At 70.0% G+C, this 24,299-nt stretch carries 17 protein-coding genes and 1 pseudogene; 10 read left to right on the top strand and 8 right to left on the bottom strand.

What is annotated here, in order from left to right:
• Window positions 1-8: 8 nt before the first annotated feature.
• Window positions 9-1,451: an ATPase domain-containing protein gene (locus ML01_RS07555; RefSeq protein ID WP_058554795.1), complete on the bottom strand. Its 1,443-nt coding sequence runs from the start codon at window positions 1,449-1,451 to the stop codon at window positions 9-11.
• Between the two features lie 722 nt (window positions 1,452-2,173).
• On the opposite strand from ML01_RS07555, the gene ppsA reads away from it, so the two are divergent.
• The 6 genes from ppsA to ML01_RS07525 all read left to right on the top strand — a co-directional run bounded on the left by ppsA (window position 2,174) and on the right by ML01_RS07525 (window position 10,984).
• A complete protein-coding gene (ppsA, locus tag ML01_RS07550) occupies window positions 2,174-4,552 on the top strand; it encodes a phosphoenolpyruvate synthase (protein WP_058554794.1) in 2,379 nt (792 codons plus the stop codon).
• A gap of 61 nt (window positions 4,553-4,613) precedes the next feature.
• Window positions 4,614-5,210 carry an EF-hand domain-containing protein gene (locus ML01_RS07545; protein ID WP_058554793.1) on the top strand — a complete coding sequence of 199 codons (597 nt, stop codon included), beginning with the start codon at window positions 4,614-4,616 and terminating at the stop codon, window positions 5,208-5,210.
• 15 nt (window positions 5,211-5,225) lie between these two features.
• On the top strand, window positions 5,226-6,005 hold the full coding sequence (locus ML01_RS07540; protein WP_058554792.1) for an SDR family NAD(P)-dependent oxidoreductase: 780 nt from the start codon (window positions 5,226-5,228) through the stop codon (window positions 6,003-6,005).
• Window positions 6,006-6,078: 73 nt separating this feature from the next.
• Window positions 6,079-7,029: a 1-phosphofructokinase family hexose kinase gene (locus ML01_RS07535; RefSeq protein ID WP_058554791.1), complete on the top strand. Its 951-nt coding sequence runs from the start codon at window positions 6,079-6,081 to the stop codon at window positions 7,027-7,029.
• A 71-nt stretch (window positions 7,030-7,100) separates the two neighbouring features.
• On the top strand, window positions 7,101-8,090 hold the full coding sequence (locus tag ML01_RS07530) for a type I glyceraldehyde-3-phosphate dehydrogenase (RefSeq protein WP_058554790.1): 990 nt from the start codon (window positions 7,101-7,103) through the stop codon (window positions 8,088-8,090).
• A 215-nt stretch (window positions 8,091-8,305) separates the two neighbouring features.
• Entirely contained in the window at window positions 8,306-10,984 is a 2,679-nt protein-coding gene (locus ML01_RS07525) for a cation-transporting P-type ATPase (protein WP_058554789.1), read from the top strand.
• Window positions 10,985-11,038: 54 nt separating this feature from the next.
• Here the strand turns inward: ML01_RS07525 and ML01_RS31005 are convergent, their stop codons facing one another.
• From ML01_RS31005 to ML01_RS07515, 3 genes are all read right to left on the bottom strand, one after another.
• Entirely contained in the window at window positions 11,039-11,161 is a 123-nt protein-coding gene (locus ML01_RS31005; protein WP_256363622.1) for a hypothetical protein, read from the bottom strand.
• Window positions 11,162-11,636: 475 nt separating this feature from the next.
• Window positions 11,637-12,872, bottom strand: coding sequence for a type II toxin-antitoxin system HipA family toxin (locus tag ML01_RS07520; RefSeq protein ID WP_058554788.1), 1,236 nt, complete (start codon window positions 12,870-12,872; stop codon window positions 11,637-11,639).
• Complete coding sequence (locus ML01_RS07515; protein WP_156427599.1) at window positions 12,873-14,483, bottom strand: DUF262 domain-containing protein; 1,611 nt, start codon at window positions 14,481-14,483, stop codon at window positions 12,873-12,875.
• 145 nt (window positions 14,484-14,628) lie between these two features.
• On the opposite strand from ML01_RS07515, the pseudogene ML01_RS30465 reads away from it, so the two are divergent.
• Window positions 14,629-14,841: pseudogene (locus tag ML01_RS30465) on the top strand (transposase zinc-binding domain-containing protein); the annotation flags it as partial.
• 258 nt (window positions 14,842-15,099) lie between these two features.
• Window positions 15,100-15,348, top strand: a complete 249-nt coding sequence (locus ML01_RS30460; RefSeq protein WP_256363623.1) for a cation transporting ATPase C-terminal domain-containing protein — start codon at window positions 15,100-15,102, stop codon at window positions 15,346-15,348.
• 76 nt (window positions 15,349-15,424) lie between these two features.
• Here the strand turns inward: ML01_RS30460 and ML01_RS30125 are convergent, their stop codons facing one another.
• Genes ML01_RS30125 through ML01_RS07500 form a run of 3 tightly spaced genes read right to left on the bottom strand, consistent with a single transcriptional unit; the run spans window position 15,425 to window position 18,631 of the window.
• A complete protein-coding gene (locus ML01_RS30125) occupies window positions 15,425-15,802 on the bottom strand; it encodes a hypothetical protein (protein WP_216819133.1) in 378 nt (125 codons plus the stop codon).
• Window positions 15,796-16,431, bottom strand: coding sequence for a hypothetical protein (locus ML01_RS30120; protein WP_216819132.1), 636 nt, complete (start codon window positions 16,429-16,431; stop codon window positions 15,796-15,798). The genes ML01_RS30125 and ML01_RS30120 overlap by 7 nt, the downstream gene beginning before the upstream one ends.
• Window positions 16,415-18,631, bottom strand: coding sequence for a DUF1156 domain-containing protein (locus tag ML01_RS07500; protein ID WP_058554785.1), 2,217 nt, complete (start codon window positions 18,629-18,631; stop codon window positions 16,415-16,417). The genes ML01_RS30120 and ML01_RS07500 overlap by 17 nt, the downstream gene beginning before the upstream one ends.
• Window positions 18,632-19,175: 544 nt before the next feature.
• On the opposite strand from ML01_RS07500, the gene ML01_RS07495 reads away from it, so the two are divergent.
• Together ML01_RS07495 and ML01_RS07490 are read left to right on the top strand one after the other, a co-directional pair.
• Window positions 19,176-20,096 carry a hypothetical protein gene (locus ML01_RS07495; RefSeq protein ID WP_058554784.1) on the top strand — a complete coding sequence of 307 codons (921 nt, stop codon included), beginning with the start codon at window positions 19,176-19,178 and terminating at the stop codon, window positions 20,094-20,096.
• A gap of 405 nt (window positions 20,097-20,501) precedes the next feature.
• Window positions 20,502-21,269 carry a VIT1/CCC1 transporter family protein gene (locus ML01_RS07490; RefSeq protein WP_058554884.1) on the top strand — a complete coding sequence of 256 codons (768 nt, stop codon included), beginning with the start codon at window positions 20,502-20,504 and terminating at the stop codon, window positions 21,267-21,269.
• Between the two features lie 103 nt (window positions 21,270-21,372).
• On the opposite strand, the gene ML01_RS07485 is transcribed toward ML01_RS07490, so the two are convergent.
• A complete protein-coding gene (locus tag ML01_RS07485) occupies window positions 21,373-24,216 on the bottom strand; it encodes an AMP-binding protein (RefSeq protein ID WP_082674050.1) in 2,844 nt (947 codons plus the stop codon).
• Between the last annotated feature and the right edge of the window lie 83 nt (window positions 24,217-24,299).

The following is a 24,299-nucleotide window of genomic DNA, read 5'->3' as shown; positions in this document are numbered from 1 at the left end:
CGCACCCTTCACAGCAGCGGCTGCCGCGCGCCGACGTACTCGGGCACGCCGGAGAGCACGCCGCGGAACTCCGACAGCGGCTCGCCGACGATGATGCCCTTGGGGCCGATGCGGAACTCGCGGATGGTCCGCTCGTGGTCGCCGTAGCGCTTTTTGATCACGGACATGGCGTAGCGCATGCTGCCGTAGGCCTCGAAGTAGCGCTGGGCGATGACGGCATCGGTGATATACGACAAGTCCAGATCCAGCCCCGCCTTCTGACTCAACGGGCTCGGCAGCGCCAAGGTCACCAGGGTCAGCACGCGATGCCTGCCGAGCCACGACAGCAGATGGTGCACGTGCAGGCTCATGAAGCGCTCGTCCGGCATCGCCTGTAGATAGCCGTTCAGGCTGTCGATGGCGATGATGCGGGTGCCGCGCTCTAGGACTTCCGTGCGCAGCTCCTGCGCCAGCTCGCCGGGTGCAAGCTCGGCGGGGTCGATCTGGCGCAGCTCCAGCAGCCCGGAGGCGAGCGCCGCCTCGATGTCCAACTGCTGGGATTTGGATCGGAGCTTCAGCGTCTCCTCGGCCTCATCGAACAGATAGAGCGCGGCGCGCTCGCCCCGCGCCACCGCGGCGAGCGCGAACAGGCACACCAGCGTGGACTTGCCGCAGCCGGGCGGCCCCAGTATGCCTAGGCTCGTGCCGCGTTCCAGGCCGCCACCGAGCAGCGTGTCCAGCTCGGCGACGCCGCTTTGCACCTGGCCGCCGGCCGCGGGCTCGGTCGGCGCCGGGGTCTCCAGCCGCGGGAACACCTGCACGCCGCCGGTGGCGATGCGCATGTCATGGCAGCCGCCGCTGTACGGCTGCCCGCGCAGCTTGGGCAGCCAGAGCCGGCGCCGCGGCGGACCGTAGTCGCCGATGCGCTGCTCCAATTGGATCAGGCCCCAGGCGAGGCTGCGCGGGCGAAGCTGCTCGCCGCCGGTGAGGTCGTCGGTAAACAGCATGGTGGTGCCGAGCGCCTGCGCCTTGTCGCGGAACTGCTCCAGGCGGCGGCGGAACTGCCAGGGCTGGGTGCAGAAGTCCCGCAGCGCGCCGAGGGTGTCGAGCACGAGTCGCGCGGGCCTCAGTGCGTCCATCTCGGCGAGCACCGCATCGACCCGCTCATCGAGCTCCACCTCGGACAGCTCGAACAGCGCCGTCGAGCGCACCGCGTCCGGTGCGGCGAGGTCGCGCAACGCCAGACCCGAGAGGTCCCAGCCGTGGGAGGCCGCAGAGGTGCAGAGCTCATCGGCGCACTCGGCCATGGAGATGACCAGCGTCGCCTCGCCGCGGCGCACGCCCTCCAAGGCGAACTGCAGCGCGAGCGTGGTCTTGCCGGTGCCGGGGGCGCCTTCGACGAAATAGATGTGGCCCGCGCGCAGGCCGCCGCCGAGCACCTCGTCCAGCCCGGGGACGCCCGATGCAATCAATGCCGATGACCTAGCAGATGAGCTAATCAAGCTTATTTCCCTCCAAACAGTGATCGAGTTCCCCCCGACCCCGCCGATCGCCGGGTACTGGGAGCGCCGGCTTTCCAGCCGGCTCGCCGCCGCCCCGGACTGGGAGCGCCGGCTTTCCAGCCGGCTCGATGCCGGCCCGGACTGGGAGCGCCGGCTTTCCAGCCGGCTCGATGCCGGCCCGGCGGCGTCTGGGCGACGGCGCTTGCGCGGCCGCTCGATCAGCATAGGCGATGGTTTGGCGCCAGCGCCGCAGATCGCGCGCCGGGGGCGTCGAGCCCCCGGCGCGCGAAGCCGGCTGAAAGCCGGCGCTCCCAGGTCACAACGGACTGTAACTTAGGACTTTTACTGATGCCATAGGGCAACCACCGAGGCGGGCGATAGCATCGCATGGGGTGGCCGCCGAGCCAACTGGGGCGCGCAGCCGCGCCAGCCGCGTACCCCGGTCGCCAAGCCGCCGCCGGTGCATTTGCACCAGCGCATGGGGCATTTCACCCATCTGCGACCACGCAGGCGCGGCCTCGTGAATCCCCGATGAGCGCAGATCCTCGGTTGGCACGCGAGCATGCGCCCAGGGCGCCTGCCATGCCCGCGGTCGGCACGAGCCATGCTTAGCTGCTGACCGAGCCACCGTGCCCGCGCCCCGCTATCAGCGCCGGCGCGGCCCACCGGAAACCGCCGCCGGACCCCTTGCCATGCCCAAAGCCCTCGTGTTGCCGCTCGCGGACCTGAGCAACGCCGACGTGCCCCGCGTCGGCGGCAAGAACGCATCCCTCGGCGAGATGATCGCCGCACTCGCCGGCGAGGGCGTGCGGGTGCCGGACGGCTTTGCGACCACCGCCGACGCCTACCGCCGCTTCCTCCGCGAGAACGCGCTGGAGGACCGCATCCGCGCGCAGGTCAACGCCCATCGACACGGCGAGCAATCGCTGCGCGAGACCGGCGAGGCCATCCGCGGGCTGCTCCTCGACGGCCGGCTGCCGGAGGATCTCACGGACGCCCTCCGCGGCGCCTACCGCAAGCTGGCCGAGCAGCTCGGCCGCGCCGAGCCCGACGTCGCCGTGCGCTCCAGCGCCACCGCCGAGGACCTGCCGGAGGCGAGCTTCGCGGGGCAGCTCGAAACCTTTCTGAACATCCGCGGCGAGGACGCCCTGCTCCGCGCCGTGCTGCGCTGCTACGCCTCGCTCTTCACCGACCGCGCCATCGCTTACCGCGACGACCACGGCTTCGATCAGCTCAAAGTCGCGCTCTCCGTCGGCGTGCAGCAGATGGTGCGCAGCGACACCGGCGCCGCCGGCGTCATGTTCAGCCTGGACACGGACACCGGCTTCCCGCGCACGGTGCTGATCAACGGCGCCTGGGGGCTCGGCGAGACCGTGGTGCAGGGCAGCGTGGACCCGGACGAGTTTCTGGTGTTCAAGCCGCTGCTCGATGACCGCGCGCTCACGCCCATCGTCGCGCGCAGCATCGGCGCCAAGGAGGCGAAGCTCGTCTACGCCGACGACCCCGACACGCCCACGCGCCGGGTCCAGACCGGCGACGAGGAGCGCCGCCAGCCCGTGCTCGGCGACGACGAGGTGCTGACCCTTGCCCGCTGGGCGGTGCAGATCGAGCGCCACTACGACAAGCCCATGGACATGGAGTGGGCCAAGGACGGCGAGACGGGCGAGCTCTTCATCGTGCAGGCGCGGCCCGAGACCGTGCACTCGCAGCGCCAGCCCGACACGCTCAAGACCTATCGGCTGAACGCGCACGGCGAGGAGCTGGCGCGCGGCTACGCCATCGGCGACGCCATCGCCGCCGGGCCGGTACGCCGGCTCGCAAGCCCGGACGACAGCGACCGCTTCGAGCCGGGCGACGTGCTGGTCACGGGCATGACGGACCCGGACTGGGTGCCGATCATGCGCCGCGCCGCGGCCATCGTGACGGACCACGGTGGGCGCACGTCGCATGCGGCCATCGTCAGCCGGGAGCTCGGCCTGCCCGCCATCGTCGGCACCGGCGACGGCACCGAGCGGCTGGAGGACGGCACGGAGGTGACGGTGTCCTGCGCCCAGGGCGAGATGGGCTTCGTCTACGCCGGCACGGCGGACTTCGAGGCCGAAGACATCGATCTCGACGCGATCCCCGAGACCCGAACCAAGATCATGCTGAACCTCGCGAACCCGTCGGCGGCCATGCGCTGGTGGCGACTGCCGAACGATGGGGTCGGGCTCGCTCGGATGGAGTTCATCATCAACCAGCACATCAAGATCCATCCGCTCGCGCTGCTGCACCCGGAGCGCGTGGACGACGCTGCACGCGCCGAGATCGACCGGCTTACCCGCGGCTACGAAGACAAGGCGGAGTACTTCGTGGACCGCCTCGCCCGCGGCATCGCGCGCATCGCCGCCGGCAGCCATCCGCACCCGGTCATCGTGCGCCTGAGCGACTTCAAGACCAACGAATACGCGGACCTCATCGGCGGGCGCGCCTTCGAGCCCGCCGAGGCCAACCCGATGCTCGGCTGGCGCGGTGCGAGCCGCTACTACAGCGACGATTATCGCGACGGCTTCGCGCTGGAGTGCGCGGCCATCCGCCGGGCCCGGCTGGAGATCGGCCTCGACAACATCGTCGTCATGGTGCCCTTCTGCCGCACGCCGAAGGAGGCGGACCAGGTGCTCGCCGTGATGGCCGAGTACGGGCTGGAGCGCGGCGAGCACGGCCTTCTGGTCTACGTGATGTGCGAGGTGCCGTCCAACGTCATCCTGGCGGCGGACTTCGCCGCGCGCTTCGACGGCTTCTCCATCGGCAGCAATGACTTGACGCAGCTCGTGCTCGGCGTGGACCGGGACTCCGACCGGCTCGCGCACCTGTTCGACGAGCGCAACGACGCGGTGCGCCAGATGATCACGACCGTCATCCAGAGCGCGCATGAGCACGAGCGCAAGGTTGGCCTGTGCGGCCAGGCGCCGAGCGATCACCCGGACTTCGCGGCCTTTCTGGTGCGCGCCGGCATCGATTCCATCTCCGTGAACCCGGACAGCTTCCTCGCCGTGAAGCAATCCGTCGCCGAGGTGGAACGCACCGGCTGAGCGGCACAAGCGCACGCGCACCCTTCCGAATCCACCGAGAGCACAACTGCCGGAGCATGACATGCAATACACGACCAGAAGCTTCTGGATTCTGCTGACCCTGTTGATTGCCGGCATCACCACCAGCGTCGGCGGCGCCGGGGCACAGAGCGGCTCGGCAGCCGACGCCCCAAGCGATGCCCAGAGCGGCGCGGGGGCCGGCTCCCAAAGCAATGCCCAGACAGGCGCCCAGAGCAGCCCTGGACCGGGCTACGGCGCCGGCCCGCAGAACGGCGGGCGGGGCATGGGGCAGGGCTACGGCCCCGGCCCTTATGGTCGCGGCGACGGTATGGGGCCAGGTATGGGTCCCGGCATGGGTCCCGGCATGGGTCCCGGCATGGGGCCAGGCATGATGGGTCCGGGCATGGGCCGCGGGAGCTGGGCGCCGCCCTCCTTCGAGCGCTTCGACACCGACGGTGACGGGCGCCTCAGCGAGTCGGAGCTGAACGCGGCCCGCGCCGAGCGCCGCAGCCAGCGCGCCCAGCAGGGCTACCGGCTGCAGGGCGCCCCCGACGCGCCCGGCTTCGACGACCTCGACGCCGACGGCGACGGCAGCATCAGCCGCGGGGAATTCGACGCGTTCCCGCACGGCCAGCAGCGCGGCATGGGCTGGCGCTGAGCGGAGGCCTGGCGCATGCAGCGCTTGCAGCACAAGGTCGCGGTGGTCACCGGCGGTGCCGCCGGCATCGGCCGCGCCGCCTGCCGGCTGCTCGCGCGCGAGGGCGCCCGGGTCGCCGTCACCGACGTGCAGGACGCGGCCGGCGCGGCACTGGTGGCCGAGCTGCTGGAGACCGGCGCCCATGCCCGCTACTGGCACCTGGACGTCGCCAACGAAGCCCAAGTGCAGGACGTCTTTCGCCAGGTGGCGGACCACCTGGGCGGCATCGACGTGCTGGTGAACAACGCCGGCAGCAGCGGGGCGGACAGGCCCGGCCGCGCGCTCACCGAGGCCGAGTGGCAGCGGACCATCGACCTCAACGTGAAAGGGGTCTTTCTGTGCACTAGGCACGCGGTGCCTTACATGCGCCGCGGCCGCGAGGGCCGCGGCGGCAGCATCATCAACCTGTCCTCGGTGTGCGGCATCGTCAGCGCGCAGGACATCCCGCCGGATCACGCCTCCAAGGGCGCCGTGGGCCTGATGACCAAGACCGACGCGCTGCTCTACGCCGCCGACGGCATCCGCGTCAATTCCGTGCACGCCGGCTTCATCTGGACGCCGCGGGTGGAGGCCATGGGCGAGCGCTTCGAGCGCGGTGTCGAGGGCTATCGCCGGCACCTCGAGCGCCTGCATCCCATCGGCCGTGTCGGTGAGCCGGAGGACGTCGCCCACGGCATCGTTTATCTCGCGAGCGACGAGTCCCGCTTCGTCACCGGCAGCGCGCTGGTCATCGACGGCGGCTACTCCGCGCGCTGACGCGCGACGCCAACGCCAGAGAACCAACGCCAGAGAACCAACGCCAGAGAACCAACGCCCGAGCACCAACGCCATGGCCGCCATCGTCACCTTGACCATGAATCCGGCGCTCGATCTCAGCACCGAGACCGAGGGCCTCGAACCCGGCCACAAGAGCCGCTGCCGGTCGCCGCGGCGAAGCCCCGGCGGCGGCGGCATCAACGTCGCGCGCGGGCTCAGGGTGCTCGGTGCCGACGTGCTCGCGATCTATCCGAGCGGCGGCCCCACCGGCGCCGTCTGCGACCGGCTTTTGGCCGAGCTCTCGGTGCCGATGCAGACGCTGCCCATCGGCGGCGACGTGCGCCAGAACATCGCGCTGCACGTGCAGGACACCGACGAGGTGCTGCACCTGGTGTTTCCCGGGCCGGAGCTCGACGCGGGCGAATGGCAGGCCTGCCTCGACGCCGTCGGCACGCTGGAGCCGGCACCCGATCTGCTGGTGCTGAGCGGCAGCCTGCCGCCCGGGGTTCCGGAAGACTTCTACGCCCGCGCCGCCGAGCGCGCCGCCCACCGCGGCAGCCGCGTGCTGCTCGACACCAAGGGGCCAGCGCTGCGTGCGGCGCTCGATGCCCGCGCCCCGCTCTACCTCGTGAAGCCGAACCACCGCGAGTGCCGGCAGCTCTTCGACGTGCCGGGGGATGCGCCCGAGGACTATCTCGCGACGCTCGACCGGCTGATTGCGGACGGCGTCGCCCGGGCCTTCGTCGTCACGCTCGGCGCCCGCGGGGCCGTGCTCGCGAGCGCCGAGCACCGCGCGCATCTGCGCCCGCCGTCGGTGGCCGGCCGCGCCCCGGTGGGCGCGGGCGACAGCTTCGTCGCCGGGCTCGCGCACCGGCTCGCGCAGGGCGGCGACCTGGTGCAGGCGGCCCGCGACGGCGTCGCCACGGCCGCGGCGGCGGTGCAGCACCACAACGGCGACCTGTTTCGCCCGCAGGACCTCCAAAGACTGCGGGAGCGCGTCGAGGTGCGCCACCTGCGCGCTTGAGCGCCGACGGATTCTTGTCTGCGGCTCAGCCGCGGGCCGACACGAACCACGCAGCATGAGGAGCTAAGCCCATGGCAAAGATCGCAATCAACGGCTTGGGCCGCATCGGGCGCACCGCGCTGAGGCTCGTGATGGACGAGCCGGCGCTGACGCTCGCCGCCGTCAATGACCTGGCCACGCCAGCGCAGCTCGCCTACCTGCTCCGCTACGACACGGCCTACGGCCGCAACCTGCGCGAGATCACGAGCGATGGCGATGATCTGGTCATCGACAGCCTGCGCGTGCCGGTGCTGAACCAGAAAGACCCGTCCCGGCTGCCCTGGCAGCAGCTCGGCATCGATCTGGTGATGGAATGCACGGGCGTGTTCCGCGACCAAGCGTCGCTGCGCGCGCACCTGGAGGCCGGCGCCAAACGCGTGCTGCTCTCCGCGCCGAGCAAAAGCGACGAGGTGCCAATGGTGGTGCCCGGCGTCAACGACCCCGGCGATGCGCCGATCTTCTCCTGCGCCAGTTGCACGACCAATTGCATCACGCCCGTCACGGAGATCATGGACCGGCGCATCGGCGTCGCCAAGGCGATGCTCACCACGGTGCACGCCTACACCACGAGCCAAGGCATCGTGGACGGCCCGGCCAAGAAGATGGAGCGCGGCCGTGCCGGCGCCGCGAACCTGGTACCCACCAGCACCGGCGCCGCAAACGCCACCACGGCGGTGCTGACGGAGCTGGCCGGTCGCTTCGACGGGCTCGCGATCCGGGCGCCGGTGGTGGTCGGCTCGGTGGCGGATCTCACCTACGTCACCAAGCGCGAAACCTCCGTGGACGAGGTCAACAAGATCTTCCTGGAGGAGACCCTGAACCCCCGCTACAACGCCGTGGTGGGCATCGTGGAGGAGCCGGTCGTGTCCGCCGACATCATCGGCGACAAGCACGCGGCGGTGGTGGATCTGGGCCTGACGCGCGTCGTCGGCGGCGACCTCGTGAAGATCATGGCCTGGTACGACAACGAGACGGGCTACGCGGCGCAGATGGTGCGCGCGGCGATGCAAGTGGTCGGTTAGTGCAGCGGCGCGTAAGCCCCGAGACCGGCCGGAGCCGGGCCGGAGCCGGGCCGGAGAGCCGACCTCCAGGTCGGCTACGCACTCGCGTTTCAGTGCATCCCGCTCGGTCGGTGTTGACCTGGAGGTCAACACTCCACCAGTCAACGCCCGGCAACGAATCGAATTCGATTACGACAACGAAACAATCGCGACAACCACCCCAGAGCGACGGCCCCATGGACCAACGGACCAGAACAACACCCCACCGGGAGAGCGCCGACGCGCTGCTCGACGGCCTGGAAAGCAGCCTCGAGCGCGGCCTCGACGCGGCCGAGGTCCGCCGCCGACGCGAGGAATACGGCCCCAACCGCCTGGAGGAGGCCCGCGCGCGGCCGACCTGGCGCATCCTCATCGACCAGCTCGCGAGCCTCATCGTGCTGCTGCTGATCGCCGCCGCGGTGGCGGCGGCGGTGTTCGGCCGCCATGTGGAGGCCATCGCCATCGGCGCCGCGGTGCTGGTGAACACCGTCATCGGCTTCACGATGGAGCTGCGCGCCACCCGCGCCATGGAGGCCCTGCAGCGCATGGGCAAGACCCGTGCGCGCGTGCGCCGCGGCGGCCGGGAGCGCACCGTCGCCGCCGACGAGTTGGTGCCCGGCGACATCGTGCTGCTGGAGGCGGGCGACATGGTCGGCGCCGACCTGCGCCTGCTGGAGGCGAACCGGCTGCAGTGCGACGAGGCGGCGCTCACCGGCGAGTCCGTGCCCGTCACCAAGGGCACCGGTGCGCTCGATCGCGATGATCCGCCGTTGGGCGAGCGCGAGAACATGGCCTTCAAGGGCACCGCCGTCACGGACGGCTCGGGCTTAGGCATCGTCGTCGCCACCGGCATGGACACGGAGCTCGGCAACATCTCGCGGCTGGTGGAAGAGGCCGAGCAGTCCGCCACGCCCCTGGAACAGCGCCTGGAGAAGCTCGGCCGGCGGCTCATCTGGCTCACCTTCGCCATCGCCGCCGTCGTCGCCGCGGCCGGGCTCTTGGCCGGCAAGGACATGCTGGTGATGCTGGAGACGGCCATCGCGCTCGCGATTGCCGCGGTGCCGGAGGGCCTGCCCGTGGTGGCGACGCTCGCGCTCGCCCGCGGCATGCAGAAGATGGCCAAGCGCAACGCCGTGGTGAAGCGGCTGTCCGCCGTCGAGACGCTCGGCACCGCGAGCCTGATCTTCACGGACAAGACCGGCACCCTCACCGAAAACCACATGACGCTCGCGCGCATCGCGCTGGCCGCGGAGACGCTGGAGCTGGAGCGCGACGGCGACGGCGTGCGCTTCCTGCGCGAGGACGACACCGAGGTCCGCGTGGACGAGGTCGCCGGGCTTGAGGGCGCGCTGATCATGGCCGCGCTCTGCAACAACGCGAGTCTGGGCGAGGACGGCAGCGTCGGCGACCCCACCGAGGTGGCCCTGCTGGAGGGCGCCGCCGCCGCCGGCCTGCATCGCGAGAAGCTGCTTGAGCGCCTGCCGGAGGAGCGCGAGATCAGCTTCGACCCGGACCTGAAGATGATGGCGACGGTGCACGCCAGCGACGACGGCTACGGCTACGCCGTCAAGGGCGCCCCGGAGGCGGTGCTGCCCCACTGCACCCATGTCCGCACCGCGGACGGCGATGTCGAGCTGACCGCGGACGCCCGCGAGGACTGGCAGAGCCGGAGCGAGAACCTCGCTGCCGACGGCCTGCGCATGCTCGCCGTCGCCGAGAAGGTCGCGGATAGCCCGGACGCGGAGCCCTACGACGGCCTGACCCTGCTCGCGCTCACCGGCCTCTACGACCCGCCGCGGGCCGGCATCGAGACCACCATCGCCGCCTGCCAGGACGCCGGCATCCGCGTCGTCATGGGCACCGGCGACCATGCCGCGACGGCGCAGGCCATCGCCGCCGAGATCGGCTTGGCACCGCCGGACACGGAGCCCGTGGACGCCTCCGGCCTCGGCGATTTGGGCGAGCTGTCCCCCACCGAGCGCGAGCGGCTGCTGGAGAGCGATGTGTTTGCGCGCATCAGTCCAGAGCAGAAGCTGCGGCTCATCGACCTGTATCAGGACGCCGACTGGGTGGTGGGCATGACCGGCGACGGCGTCAACGACGCCCCGGCGCTCAAACAGGCGGACATCGGCATCGCCATGGGTCGGCGCGGCACCGAGGTGGCCCGCCAGGCGGCGGACATCGTGCTCAAGGACGACGCCTTCGAGACCCTGGTGCACGCCATCGAGCACGGCCGGACCATCTTTCGGAACATCCGCCGCTTCATCATCTACCTGCTCTCCGGCAACCTCGCCGAGATCATGGCCGTGTCCGCGGCGGCCGTCGTCGGCGCGCCGCTGCCGCTGTTGCCGCTGCAGATCCTCTACATCAACTTTGTCTCCGACGTGCTGCCGGCGCTGGCGCTGGGCCTGAGCCCGAGCCCCGCCGGCGTCATGGACGCGCCGCCGCGCCCGAAGCACGAGCCCATCCTCAAGCGCGAGCATTGGCTCGCCATCACCGGCTACGGCGCGCTCATCGCCGCCACGGTGCTCATCGCGTTCACGCTCGCGTTCCAGTGGCTCAAGCTCGACACGGCGCAGGCCGTGACCATCGGCTTTCTGACCTTCGGCTTCGGGCGCCTCGTGCACGTGCTCAATATGCGCAGCGCCGACTCGCCGATCTTCGTCAACGAGATCACCAAGAACCCCATGGTCTGGGCCGCCATGGCCATCGGCGTCGGCCTGCTCGCGCTCGCCGTCTGGGTGCCTCCGGCCGCCGACGTGCTCGGCATCGCGCCGCTGCCCCTCGCCGGCTGGCTCCTGGTCGCCGGCTTCTCGCTGCTGCCGCTATTGGTGGTGCAGGTGACGAAGATCGTGATTGCGGCGAGTCGCGGCTGAGCCACCGCATTCGCGATCGCTCCGTTGCGCTCCGCGTCGCTACGCGGCGTCGGACTAGCCGGGTAAGTCGGGATCGGGATCGGGATCGGGATCGGGATCGGGATCGGGATCGGGATCGGGATCGGGATCGAGTTCGGGTTCGGGTCCGGGAAAAGGGATCCCGATAGCGATGAGCACGGCTCGTGGGTCTGAGGCGCAGCCTCGCTAGGTCGTTTGATCAGCGCCGCTAAACATGGCTTGGATCTCCTATCCGCCGTCGTCTCCGGTGAGCCAAGGCTGCCCGTGCCTCTGCGTTTGCGCTCTGCAGCCGTTCCTGACGGAGACGCTATCTCTGGCCATGCCTGGCCAAGATCAGCAAGCACCCCGAGAGGCGCGACACTCGGGGTGCTTCACAATCGACGGCTTGTCGCCGTCGATCCTGGCGGCACATCACTGTGCCGCGGGAAACGCCGAATGCTTCAGCGTTTCGCTAAGTGACGGTTCAAAAACAACTCAAACACCTGTGTCGCCAAAGCCGAGGGCATCGACGACTGAAAAGGAACTACGAAACACGCGAAAAGCGCGAAAAATGCTCGGCCACCCGCCGACCTTTTCGTATGTTTCGTGTTTTTCGTAGTTAGAAGAAGTTGTACACCTTATTTCTGAGTCTTCACTAAGCCGCCGCCCCCAACACCCCGGCCGAGAGCAGCGGAACCCGTCTCATGTGCCGGACCAGCGCCTCCCGCGCACCCGCGTCGTAGCCGAATTCGCCGGCTGAGGATTCCCACGCGCCGAGGATGTCTTGGACGGCGGACCGAACGACGCCGTCCATCCAACCCGGGTCGATCCCAAGCCGTTCCGAGAGCTGCCGGAAGGAGCCGAGACGCACGTCTTCCCAGCGCTTGGAGCCGGCAAGGTTGAGCGCCAGGGTGTCGTCGGGATTGTAGACGACCGTGGCAACCAGGTCGTAGGCGGGCGAGAGGGCCGCGTGCATCCCATCGGGATAGAGCAGGCTCCAGTTCTTGTGGTGCGCGTCGCCGTTGCCGGCGGCCACCACGAAGACCAGACGGCGAATGAAATCCCCGAGGCCGTCCAGCCCGGTGAGGGCAAGGAGCAGGTTGGCAATGGTCGCGTAGTTGTACTTCCGGTACTTGTCAGCGGGATAAAGCCCCAGGATCTGGGCGAAGTCCTCCATGTGGACCCGGCTGCCATCGTCGTTGCGATCGAAACGGCGGACGGCAAAAGCGACCCTCTCCCCGGTGGGCGGCAGTGCATTGGGAGGCCCGTGGACATCCGCCAGATCGACCAGCTCCAGCGGTGAAACCGGGATGCCGCTCTGCTCGGCCCAGCGCATGGTCGCGTGCTCGTTTTCGGGGACGCGAGGATAGCGGGCGTCCGGGAGCTTGAGGATCCAGTCCCCGCCGCGGCCGCTGACCGGAATGGTGAGGCCCCGCTCGGCCTTCATTGCCGAGAACTTGAGCTGGACACCGGCCAGCGAGAAGCGCCATTGCGCCTCGCCCGGGAGGGCGGCGGGCTCCGGTCCTTCGTCCGCCGCGGGTGCGTAGGTCATGTCCGCCTCCGCCGGGTCAGGCACGACCCGCACCGCCCCGGGGAGGTCCTCGCCGAGACGCGCGAGCAGCTTGAGCTCCCGGGTCTCCGACACGCCCGCTCGCCTCGCAACCAGCTCGCGCAGGGGCCCCTCCGGGAGGAGGTTCGAGAACCAGGGGGGGAGCCGGGCCCGGGTGCTGTGGACCCGGGTCAGGTCATCGAGGAAGGTCTGGCCGAGCACGGGGCGGGGGTAACGCTCCCGGTAGGACTCGAGTAGCTGGAAGCGGCTCCCATCACTGTCGTTTCGAGTCAGGACCCCGACCGGCAGATCCTCGAGCAGGACGATGAACCGGTCACGCACTCAGGCATCCTCTTCGATCAGGAGCGCCCGGATGGGCGGGCGGTCCGGCTCGTCCCAACGGGCCCGGCGCGCGAAGAAGCCCTCGTAGTGCGCACTCAGCAGGGCTGCGCGCAAGCGCCAAAACGCCTCTTCGTTGCCCTGCCGGAGCGCCGCCAGGGCCGCCGGCGGGATGCCGTGGGAGGCGAGGATGTCCGGATCCGTTACGGCCTCGACCAGGCGCACCAGGCCCGCCCGTTTCGGGTGCAGGATGCGGTTGGCCGCCGAGTGCGCAAGACCGGAGGAACCGCCGGCGACGATTGCGGGCAATGCAGCTCCGCCCGCGCCCGCGTCGAACAGCCGGGCCGTCGGGAGGCGCTCGCCGGTTTCCAGGTCTCGCGGCCCCAGGTCAAGCAGGGCCAGCGCCTGCAGCTTGGCCGCGGCGTGGCGGAAGTTGAAGGGGGCCGCCGCATCCGGCAGCGCGGCGGGTCTTTGGTCCACCGCGGAGAGCAGCCGCTGAACGGCCACGGATTCGTCACCCGCGCCTATGCCTTCCAGGCTTGCGCGGGTGAAGACGGCATCGCCTCGGTGTGCGCCGCTCAACGCGCCCCGCCAAAGCCAGCGAGACAGCAGGTCGAGGGAGCGCGGGTCGGGGTCCGGATACAGCGAAAAGAACCGCCCCAGCAGGACGAAGGGCTGCTTGTAGGGGAGGAGCTCGAATCGCGGCATCGCGGCCGTGGTCTTGAGGAATTGGACCACCCGGGCCGCCGCCGCGGCGGTGCGGCCATAGGCGGTGCCCGGGTCCTCCAGGCGCAGCGGACCACCGGTGCGCTCGAAGACATCGAGCCCCGAAAGCGCCCGCAGCAGCCGATACAGGAGCTTGTCGTCCACCCGCCCGAAGTCGAGTTGCTCCAGGTCGTCGGCAATCTCAGAGAGGGTCGCGGGCCGACTCTCGGCGCGTCCCCCGTGGAGCGCATCGAAGACCTCCTCGTTGTTCAGGCGCTTTCCTGTCGAGTTGATGCGGCCGAGCACCTCCCGGAGGATGCGCTCATCGTCGGTGCGTACCAGGTACGCGGGAATCTCGTACTCACGAATGCGCTTGCCGACGGCGAAGGCCATTCCCCGTCGTGCCTCCGAGCCCTTGGCGTATCGAAACACCCACTGCATCAGGCGCTCGGAGTCCAGCACCTCGGTCATCGGCAGCCAGCGCGAGCCATCGGCCCCCTGTTCCCGGGACGGGCGACCAAGCTTCTCCTCGTCCAGGTCGAACCAGAGGGCAAACTCGTCCTCATCGGGTGCTGCCGGGAGCAGCACTCGGGCGAGGGACGCCAGGCGCTGCTGACCGTCCACGACCCACCAGGCATCGCCGCGCGCGGGCGCGCTGATCCGCAGCGATCCGAACCTCACGTCTGCGCTTGGAGCGCCGGTCTCCCAAAACAGGAGCGTACCGACCGGATAGCCCCGATACAGGCTGTCGATCAGCTTGGCCGCGTCGTCCCGTTGCCAACGCAGACCCCGTTGGAACGTCGGGATACGGATGCGCCCGCGGCGAAGCTCTGCCATCAGGTCGTCGACCTTGAGGCTGCGTGCTTCCGGGCGGCGCTCCAACGCGTCGGGTTCCGTCTCGTCGTCCATCGTGCCCATCCACGTGACCGGGATAAGCCCGAACGATACCCGAACTGCAAATACAATGCGGGTTAGACGCCGAGCCCTGGCAGGCTCACGACGTAACAGACTTCGACGGCGAGTTGGAGGAAGTGCCGTAGGGATGTCGACTCCGGATTGCGGGCATGACTTCCTGGTCGCCTTCTCGTGCAAGGGGCGCGGGCTGTGCCCCTCGTGCAACGCCCGGCGCATGGCACAGACCGCGGCGCTCCTGGTCGATCACGTCATCCCGCCAGTGCCGGTGCGTCAGTGGGTCCTCTCGGTGCCCAAACGCCTGTGCCGGTACCTCGAGCGAGAGCCGCAGGCCGTGAGCGCCGTACTGCACGTCTTGCCTGCTGGTGGCCCTATACCTGCAATCGCCTCATGGCGTGTACGCGGCCGGCTCCACCTACGCGGTCTTCGGCATCGACCGCCCCGAGGGCGGCAGCTTCCCGGCCAGCTTCAACCTGGCGAGCCTCTGCCCTGGACGACCTGCGCTGGAGCGCCGCACCGAGCGGCGTGCCGCTGCCGCCGACCGCGCTGCTGCTGCTCGGCGGGCTCGCGCTGCTGCGCCGGCGCCGCTGAGCCCTTCGGGCGCCGCGTGCACGTGCTCAACATGCGCGGCGCCGACTCGCCGGTCTTCGTCAACGAGATCACGCGCAATCCGATGGTCTGGGTGGCGATTGCCGTCGGTGTCGGCCTGCTCGCGCTGGCCGTCTGGGTGCCGGTGGCCGCGGACGTGCTCGGCATCGCGCCGCTGCCGCTCGCCGGCTGGCTCCTGGTCGCAGGTTTCTCGCTGCTGCCGCTCGTGATCGTGCAGCTGACCAAGATCGTGATTGAGGCGCGCAGCGGCTGAGCCAGCGGGGCGCTGCCCGGTTGCCGTGCAGGATGCGCGAAACACAACGGGCGGCCGGGCTTAGGCGCAAGCCGCGTCAGGTTGCCCGAAAATCCCGCAGCCTCGTCATCTCCACAAGCTGATCCATGTTCCGAAGCGTGAACACCTTGCCACGAGTCGCGCGGAGCAATTTTTTCATGTCCTCCCGCCGCACGCCGAAGCCGCGCCCTGCAATGCAAGCGATGACCTCGAACTTGGGCTCACCCGCCGGCTGGCCACGCATGCTCAGGTTGCCGAGATGCTGTATGCGCGTGACTTTATCGCGTGCTGTCCCATCGTCTTCTGTCAGCTTTGCCTCGATGATCGCCTTTGGGTTGATCTCGTTCGGCACCACGAAGTCCGGCGCCTGATCGAAACCCGGCAGGCGCTCGGCACGCTTTGTCTTGCGGAAGCTGATGCCGTTCTGGCTCAGCACATCTTCAATGGCGTTCTCGACGAGATTCCCGACAATCTCGCTGATCGAGTCACGGAGCGCTCGTAGAGCAATACCGAGTAGGGGGCGCCCAATTCGGCGAAGCTGCGGAGGCTGGTCAATCCTGCCGCCGTATCCGCCTTGTTGAGGCGGTGCAGGCGGTCCGCCGCGATCTCGGGAGCCCCAGTGGCAAGCGCGATGCACGCCGCATCGACGAGTGCGGCAATCCGGTCATGCGTGAGTGCGCCGTTGCGCCGCAGCGGCGTTTCCGGGTCCATCCGGATCTTGCGGTCGATGGTTCGAGCGGCACCCTGGGTGATTTGGACGCCCGTTCCCTGTGACGTGAAGTAGGCCCACTCGGAGGGCGTGAACCCCAGCATGCAGCGCAGCACAATCAGCGTGATCGGCTTGTCGTACACCAAGGGCAGCACCCTGTCCGGTGTGACCCGATGGAAGTTGCCGGTGGCGCGCTTCAGTGCCTCGTAGCCGTCATCGAAGGCCGAGAACTCGATAAAGCCCGTCCCTTTCGGCATGTCCAGGAATTCGGAGGTCAGGCATGCGAACACTTGGTCTACGTAATGATCCAGGTTGGCCTCAACGTCCTCGAACGGAACCTCAAAAGGGTACGGCATCGTCGTCTTCCTGCTGGTCGGGCCATGCCGTCAGGTACGGCAGCGGTGGGGGCTCGGCAATGGCTTGCGTCTTCAGGTCCGCAACGATGGCATCCTGCGCGCCCCACTGCGCGGTCGCTTCGGCGACGCGCGCGAGCTTCTCAGGCATGGCCAGCGAGCGGTCCCAGCCGTGGCGCAGGTGCCAGATCGCCATCCGCGTCAGGTGGCCGAAGGCGATGCACCGGGAGTCGCCGAGGGTTGGCTTGCGGCCCGCCGCGGTGAGATCGGCGATGTCCGCGGCAATGACCCCGGCCAGCTCGTCGGGCGTCTCGAACAACCAGCGCCGGCGGGTCGCCCCGGTGCTGCGGCAGACGAAGACGGTGTCGATGATGGACGAGCCGGTGCCGTGGATATGAATGGAGCCGCTCATCTCGGCCGGACAGGGCAGCGACGCCGAGCAAACGAGCCCGGCATCGAGGATTGCCGCGGCGACGGCGTAGTACGCCTCGATGCGATTGTGGTGATAGGTGAAGGCCAAGGGTGCGCCGGGTTTCAATGCATCGGCCATGCGCGAATAGACGCTGGCCAGACCGACCGCGAAGCTCGCAAGGCCCCGCTGCTGCGTGACATTGCCGGTCAATTCCATCGGCGAATGGGTGGATGCACGGTCGAAGCCTTCCGCCGCATGCCCCACCAGCCGGCGCAGCCACATGTAGCAGAAGTCCATGAGCTCTGCGTATTGCACGTTACCGAAGTACGGCGGGTCGGTGAGCACGGCGTCCAGGCTCGCCGGCGGCAAATCCGCCAGCGTCGCGCTGGAACAGCTTAGCCGAACGGCGCGGCGCGGGGCGCCCTTGCGCTGCTCGCCGATCCATTCGCCCGGCATGGCCACTTGGACCTTGCGGGTGCCGTGATGGCGAATCTCGAAGGGTGCGTCGCACCAGCGCTTCGCCTTCGCGTACTTGTCGATGATGTTGATCCAACCGCCCGAGCCCACCGCGGGCGCGTCCAAGCGCCCTTCCGCGCCGTGGCCGTTGCGGATGCCGAGCACGTTGGATTCGCACTGCACCAGACCGACCGGAAAGCCGTGCACGGAGAAGATGTCCAGGGACTTGAGCGCCATGGTGTCGTAGCGGCACAGCATGTTCTGGTAGCGCAGCAGGTCCGACAGGTTGGTGGCCAGGGCATGGCGGACACGCTCATCGCCGATTGCGGCGATCTCCCGGCAGCTCAGCTCCAGCGCCAGCAATTGGCGCGCATTGAACAGGTCGCGGTAATCCCGATAGCCCCAGCGATGCAGGCGATCGGTCTCGTCGCCCGGCGGAATGGGCTCCGGGGGCACGAAGTCCGGGCAGAGAGCCTCGAATCGCGCGGCGGCTTCCGCGACCCGCGCCAAGTCGCTCGCGTCCGGTTTTTTGAAGAAGCGCCCGCGGTGCCGGGCCTTCCGTGCCGGGTTGTAGTACTCGATCGCGAACAGGCGATGCGGCGGCGGGCCGGCCTGCGGGCGCGGATAGCTGTTGGCGTGGCCGCAATCAGGGCAGTCGATGCGGTTGCGACGCGCCGGGCCGACGCTGGTGAGGGCCGTGCCGCAACTGGCGCAGCAGCCGGGATGTTTGCGGTCATCGACCTCGTTCAGATCGCCGCAGCCGGGGCAGATGAGCACGTTCTTCGGGTGCCGCTTGTTCTCGGCCAGCAGGTAGCCGGGGAACAGGTCGATGCTCCCGCCGCAACCCGCGCAGGCGAGCGTCTTGACCCACAGGAAGTACTTCACCGGCACATCCCGGTCGCCGTAGAGCGGACAGTCCGTTCGATACAGGCGGCCGACGCTCGCGGTCAGCGCCTCCGTCAGCGCGAGTGCCGCCGTTGCGTAGGCGCCCAGATCGAGGTGCTCGATCTCCTCGCGCACGATCCAGGCGGACATCGGGTTGATGTCGAAGCCCTGCACGTCGCAGCCGATGCGGTTGGCCTCGATGAGCGGCGTCCCGCCACCCATGAAGGGGTCCGCAATCTGCACGCCAGGGAACGCCTGCGGTCGATAAAACGCGTCCGCAAGCCGCTCTTGGCCGAGCTCCGACAACAGCAGCGCGCGAAACAGCGTACCCGGCCGCCGTGCAAACCACTTGTGCACGGCGATGATCGGCCGATAGTTCTGCTGGATCTGTTTCTCTTTCAGGGCCAGGGCGGCGACGAAGGGGACGTCGAAGGCGTGCTCGATGGGCATCTTGTGGTCCGAGACTCCTTTCCCAAAGAAAGGCAGGCGCGCTGCGGAAGGCGGATGCCGAAGTGTATGGCATCGGCACCTCAGGCGGGGCTTCGGTTCGCTGCGCGCGACTTTCATGGTAAGCGCGTCGAAATCGGGATCGGGATCGGGATCGGCCGCCACTCGGTTCGATTTCGATTTCGATACCGATTTCGATAGCACGATGGGCACAATCCCTCTGAGGCGAAGCCTCGCTGGCTTCTAGCCCCTAGCCCCTAGCCCCTAGCCCTGTTCTTCGGAAACCTTTCTGTTTCAGCCGGATAGCTTGACATCGCCTGGGGCGCTGGGTACCGTCCGTTGAAGCTTCGGCGTTAGCCGTGGCAAGGCCTAGACCTGAGCGGCCCCGAGTCCGGCGCCGTCCGGCGCACGCGCAGCCGCTGGAGCGCAGCCACCGCCACGCGCTCTCGGCGGCACTTCCCGTCGGAGCGTGCGGCACCGCCCAAAACAAGACCGGGAGAATCTGGTGTTAACGCAGTCCCTCACACCGTCTCAGTTGCCCGACAGGGTGTTCAAGCGACAGGGCTCCTTCCGCGGCGCGCCGCGCTACGTCCAGATCGCGATCCCGCAGCCCGAGCAGCTCCCCTGCGAGGTCTTCGTCATCGACGGCGAGACCTATGTCCCGGTGCAGGTGGTCAACGAGCCCGACTGGGCGGGCGATGCCAACCTGCCGCCCATCGATGACGCGGTGGAGGCGAAGCGCGCGCGGCTCCTGGCCATGCAGTCCGCCACCTTTCACTACCTGGATGCCGCCGGGGTGCGCGAGGTCTACGCACAGGAGATGGCCGCAGTCGCGTCGGCGCCGGCGGCGAGCAGCAATCCGATGGACGAGCCCTGGCTGACCCAGCCGGACGCCGCGACGACGCCCACCGGCGAGCCCGCACCGACGGGCGAGCCCTCGCCGGAGGCCATGTTCCTCGCCTATCAGCGGCGGATCATTGCCAAGAACGAGGCCGTGCTCGACCTGGAGTTTGAGCACCGCAAGCCGGAGGCGCTGGTTCAGCTCGACCGCGTGCTGCGCTGGCTCAAGCACAAGCATCCCGCCGTGCTCGCGCCCGAGCCCGGCATCCGCAAGATACGTGAACGGATCGCACGCGAGGAGACGGGCAAGCAGATGGACCGGCTCAGGTCCGGCGGTCGCGCCATCATCCACGCCGCCTTCGCCATTTCGCATCCGCAGCCCGAGGTGGCGCGGCTGTCGCTGCTCTGTCCCGCGACCTACGCATTTCCGGAGACGGTGCGCATCGACGTCAACGTCAAGACCGAGCGCATCGCCGAGAGCTGGCGCGATCAGTACGCGATGGAGTCCAGCATCACCGCCCACGTCATGGGCACGCCGCTGAACTGGGACAAGCAGACCATCGGCGCGGACGACGCCAGGGAGGAGATCTGGGTCGTCTCGCTGAAGCCCTTCGCGATCTACAGCTAGCGAGGCAGAGCCTCAGACGAACCAGGGCGCGGAGCGTCTTCTTGGCGCCGCAACCGAAGGGCCGAGGGCCAAGGGCCGAGGAGGTCTTCCCTGGCCCTTTTGCCTTCAAGCGCCATGTCGCCATGCAACTTGACGCATCTGCAAATGTTCGGCGCCCCCAAGCAATCTAGCGAGACGTCGCCTCCAGGCCGACGAATCGTGCTCCTCGCTATCGGGATCGCTATCGAAATCGAACTGACTGGCGACCGATCCTGATTTCGATTTCGATCCCGATTTCGACTCTCCACTCCGCCGGCATAATGCTTGCGTGCTTTGCAGGCAGCATCGATCAACAGCTCGCACCCGCGCCGGCGCCTTGGTGACCGTCGGCGTCGCGTGCGACCGAGCAAGCCGCGCACCCTCGCCATGCCCCGCCAGCCAACCGAGAACCTTGCGCACGAGCACCATCCGCGCCGCATCCGCGCACGCCTGCGGGCCGGCGGCGAGGGCGGGCATCTGGGTGACGCGGTGCTCGGGGCCACCGACGGCGCCATCACGAGCTTCGCGGTGGTGGCCGGGGCGGTGGGCGGCGGCTTCGGCAGCCTCGTGGTCGTGGTGCTCGGCTTCGCGAGCCTGCTCGCGGACGGCTTCAGCATGGCCGCCAGCAACTACCTGGGCACCAAGAGCGATGCCGAGGCCGCGCACCGGGCCGAGCGCGAGGAGCAGCGCCATATCGACGCGGTGCCGGAAGGCCAGCGCGAGGAGCTGCGGCAGATCTTCGCGGCCAAGGGCTTCTCGGGCAGGACGCTCGACGGCATCGTCGCGACGCTCACCAGCGACCGGGATGCCTGGGCGCGCACCATCGTGCAGGAGGAGCTGGGCCTGCACCCGGGCTCCCGGTGGCGGGCGCTGCAGGCGGGCGCTGCCACCTTCGTCGCCTTCCTCGCCGCGGGGCTGGTGCCCCTGCTGCCCTTCGTCGTCCCGCTGCTGACGCCGATGCAGGCGTTTCAGTTGAGCATTGCCGCGACCTGCGTCGCCTTCATCGCCATCGGTGCGGTGAAGGGCCGCGTGCTGCGTCAGCCGCTGTTGCGCGCCGCGTCGGAGACCCTGCTGATCGGCGGTGGCGCCGCGGCGCTGGCCTACGGGGTCGGCGCCGGGCTGCGCGCCTGGCTCGGGCAGGGAGCGGTGGCCTGACGCGCTCGCCGACGACGGCGCACCGCTCCCGCGCACGCCGGATTCATCGGGACCGGGGCCGAGCGGCTCCAGACCCGGAAGCGCGCGCGACCCTAGCCGCAGCTCAGCCCCGCAGCGCCAGCACGCGCCGCCGCGCCGCGTCGGCGATGCGCATGGCCGGCGTGTCGCCGCTGCCCTCCCGCTCCAGGGTCGGTGCATCCGCGGGCGGGCCAATGCGCAGCACCAGCCGCCGGCGCCGCGGCCACCAGTGCCCGGGCGGCAGTGCGGCGCCGCTGTGCTGCACCAGGCAGGGCACGATGGGCGTCCGCTGGGCGCGCGCCAGGGTACCGACGCCGGGTCGAAACGGCCCGATCTCGCCGCTCGGGTCGCGCCGGCCTTCCGGGAACCAGACCAGCATGCCGCCGCGGGCCAGGGCCGCTGCCGCAAAGGCGAGGCTCGTCAGCGGTCCCCGCGACGGCGCCACCGGCAGCACGCGGAAGGCGCGGCTCACCAGCCGCAGCACCGGGTTCCCGAACATCAGCCGGTCGAAGCCGGCCCAATAGGTCCGCCGCCGCTGCGCCGGGGACAGCACGGCGGCGATGGCAATGGGGTCGAGCGCGCTCTCGTGGTTCGGCGCGAGAATGCAAGGCCCCGGCGGCAGGTTCGCGACGCCCTCGGCATCCAGCCGGAACCACCAGCGCATCAACCCGCGCGCGAGCAGGTGCAGCGCAGCCGCGAGCATGGCCTGACCGCCGCCGCGCGGCGCCAAATACGCGATGTGCTCGCGCTCAAGCATCGCCTCCGGCTTGCCGAGGCGCGCCTCCAGGTCCTCGCCGCCGCCCCGGGGGTCTGCGGCGTCGGCATCGGCAGCCTCCCGCAGCAGGTCGCGGACGCTGTCGATGCGCGCACTCGCGGCCTCGTCCAGCGACACGCCCACCGCCTCTTCGAGCTCCATGCCGAGCATGACCCACTCCAGCGAGTCCACGCCCAGATCGAGCCGTAGGTCCGTGTCCGGCGTGATGCGCTGGCCCTCGAAGCGCTCGCCGAGCCAGTCCCAGACCCGCGCCGCGGTGGGCTCGTCGATGAGCGTGCGGTCGTCGGGGGCCATGTCCTCCGGCGCCATCGGCCCGGCGGCAGCGGGCGCCGCCTCGCCCCGCTGCAAGGCCGCGAAGCGCTCGGTGAGCCGGCGCCGACGCAGCTTGCCGAGGCGCGTGCGCGGCAGCGGCCGACGATCGATCAGGATGCGGGTCGGGCGCTGCCAGCTCGGCGCCGCGGCTAGCGCCGCCTCCGCGGCCTCGCGCAACCGCTGCCGCAAGGCCTCGTCGCCGTCGGCCGCGCGGGCGGCGTCGGGCTCCGGCACCAGCACGGCGGCCAGCGCCCCGTCGTGCTCCAGCACGCCGGACTCGGCGATGGCGGGCACGGCGTCGAGTTTGGCCTCCACCGACTCGGGATCGACGTTCTCGCCGCCGGCCAGCACGATGCGGCTCGACGCGCGGCCGGTAAGGTACAACCGGCCGTCCGCGTCGAGCCGCCCCAGATCGCCGGTGCGGAACCAGCCGTCGCCGGTGAAGGGATCGGCGCCGGTGCCGTCGAGATAGCCCGCGAAGACGCTGGGCCCGCGCGCCTGCACCTCGCCGCTGTCGGCATCGGCATCGGCGTCGGCGTCGGCGTCGGCGTCGCGCGCGGCGGTGCGCAGCTCCACACCGGGCAACGCCCGGCCGACGCTCTCGAAGCGCCGCTCTCCCGGACGCAGGATGGTCAGGATGGGCGCGGTCTCGGTGAGCCCGTAGCCCACCGCAACCGCCCAGCCGAGCCCCTCCAGCCGTGCCCCGAGGGCCGGATCGAGCGCCGCACCGCCCGCGATCAGGAGCCTGAGCCGCTTCGCCGCCCGCGCACGCAGCGGCGCGAACAGCGGCCTGCCGAACAGCAGGCCCGTGCGCCGACGCACCGCCGTCGAGAGCCGCAGCAGGCCCTCGAACAGCGCCCGGGCGGGCTTGCCGTAGGCGTCGACGCGCCGCTCCACCGCGCCGAGCAGCGCGCCGTAGAGCCGCGGGATGCCGAGGAGGACGGACACCTCGCCCGCCGCCAGGGCTTGACTCAGCGCGGGTCCGGTCAGCGCCTGCGGCAGCACCAGCGGCACGCCGCGCACGAGGGGGGCGATGAGCCCGACCGTGAAGGGATAGACATGGTGCAGCGGCAGCGGCAGCAACATCCGGTCGGCCGGCGTCACGATCTCCTCCGCCAGCAGCGCGGCGACGTTCGCGAGCAGGTTGCGGTGGCTGAGCGGCACCCCCTTCGGCGGGCCGGACGTGCCGGACGTGAAAAAGAGCACGGCCTCGGCGGTCGGGTCCGGCGGCGGTGGCAGCCGGGCGAGGTCGGCCGCCGGCGGCCCGGGCGCAGCGGGGTCGAGGGAGCCCGCGAGGCGGGCGAGCGTCAGGGCCGCGGCGGATGCGCCGCCAGCATCGGTCGCCGTGCCGGATTCCGGCCCGGCCGCGCCTTCATCGTCGAGCAACATGAGCGCCGGGGCATCGGCGCCCGCGGCGTCCGCCAACCGCTGCGACGTCTGCGCCGTCGCAAAGGCCCGGCACGCGCCGCTGCTGCGCAGGATGTGGCGCAGGTCCTCGGCATCCGCCTGGCTGTCCACCGGCACCGGGACGGCGCCGAGCCGAAGCAGCGCGAGGCAAGCGATGATCCAGCGCGGCGCGGCCGGCGCGAGCAGGAGCACCCGCTCCCCGGGCACGACGCCTTCGTCCGCGAGCCCGACGGCGGCGCGCGCGGCGGCATTCGCGAGGGCCACAGCGCTCCAAAGCTCCGTCTGCGCATCGGTGGATTTCCCCCTGTCGCGGTGGATCTGCACCAGGGCGGTGGCGCTTCGCCGCTCGGCGAGCAAGGGAATGAGCGACGGGAGTCTGTCAATGGAGGCGGTGGCGCACTGCGACGGGGATGCGGGAAGGTCGAGGGGCGGCATCGGGGTGGCTCGGCGGTGCCTGCATCACCTGTCCCGCCTGATCAGGCGGGAGCTACGGCCGGGCCGGCACCGGCCGGTGGTAA

Origin of the sequence: Thiohalocapsa sp. ML1, assembly GCF_001469165.1 — a bacterium.
Classification (GTDB): Bacteria; Pseudomonadota; Gammaproteobacteria; order Chromatiales; family Chromatiaceae; genus Thiohalocapsa.
The sequence above is the reverse complement of the archived record's forward strand: the minus strand, read 5'-3'. Positions and strand labels throughout refer to the sequence as shown.

What these genes read in the sequence shown, in the direction of transcription:
- ML01_RS07485 (WP_082674050.1), bottom strand. Translation starts at nt 24,216, where the DNA reads ATGCCGCCCCTCGACCTTCCCGCATCCCCGTCGCAGTGCGCCACCGCC.
- ML01_RS07515 (WP_156427599.1), bottom strand. Translation starts at nt 14,483, where the DNA reads ATGGACGACGAGACGGAACCCGACGCGTTGGAGCGCCGCCCGGAAGCA.
- ppsA (WP_058554794.1), top strand. Translation starts at nt 2,174, where the DNA reads ATGCCCAAAGCCCTCGTGTTGCCGCTCGCGGACCTGAGCAACGCCGAC.
- ML01_RS30120 (WP_216819132.1), bottom strand. Translation starts at nt 16,431, where the DNA reads ATGCCGTACCCTTTTGAGGTTCCGTTCGAGGACGTTGAGGCCAACCTG.
- ML01_RS07500 (WP_058554785.1), bottom strand. Translation starts at nt 18,631, where the DNA reads ATGCCCATCGAGCACGCCTTCGACGTCCCCTTCGTCGCCGCCCTGGCC.
- ML01_RS07490 (WP_058554884.1), top strand. Translation starts at nt 20,502, where the DNA reads ATGCCCCGCCAGCCAACCGAGAACCTTGCGCACGAGCACCATCCGCGC.
- ML01_RS07545 (WP_058554793.1), top strand. Translation starts at nt 4,614, where the DNA reads ATGCAATACACGACCAGAAGCTTCTGGATTCTGCTGACCCTGTTGATT.
- ML01_RS07535 (WP_058554791.1), top strand. Translation starts at nt 6,079, where the DNA reads ATGGCCGCCATCGTCACCTTGACCATGAATCCGGCGCTCGATCTCAGC.
- ML01_RS07525 (WP_058554789.1), top strand. Translation starts at nt 8,306, where the DNA reads ATGGACCAACGGACCAGAACAACACCCCACCGGGAGAGCGCCGACGCG.
- ML01_RS07540 (WP_058554792.1), top strand. Translation starts at nt 5,226, where the DNA reads ATGCAGCGCTTGCAGCACAAGGTCGCGGTGGTCACCGGCGGTGCCGCC.
- ML01_RS07530 (WP_058554790.1), top strand. Translation starts at nt 7,101, where the DNA reads ATGGCAAAGATCGCAATCAACGGCTTGGGCCGCATCGGGCGCACCGCG.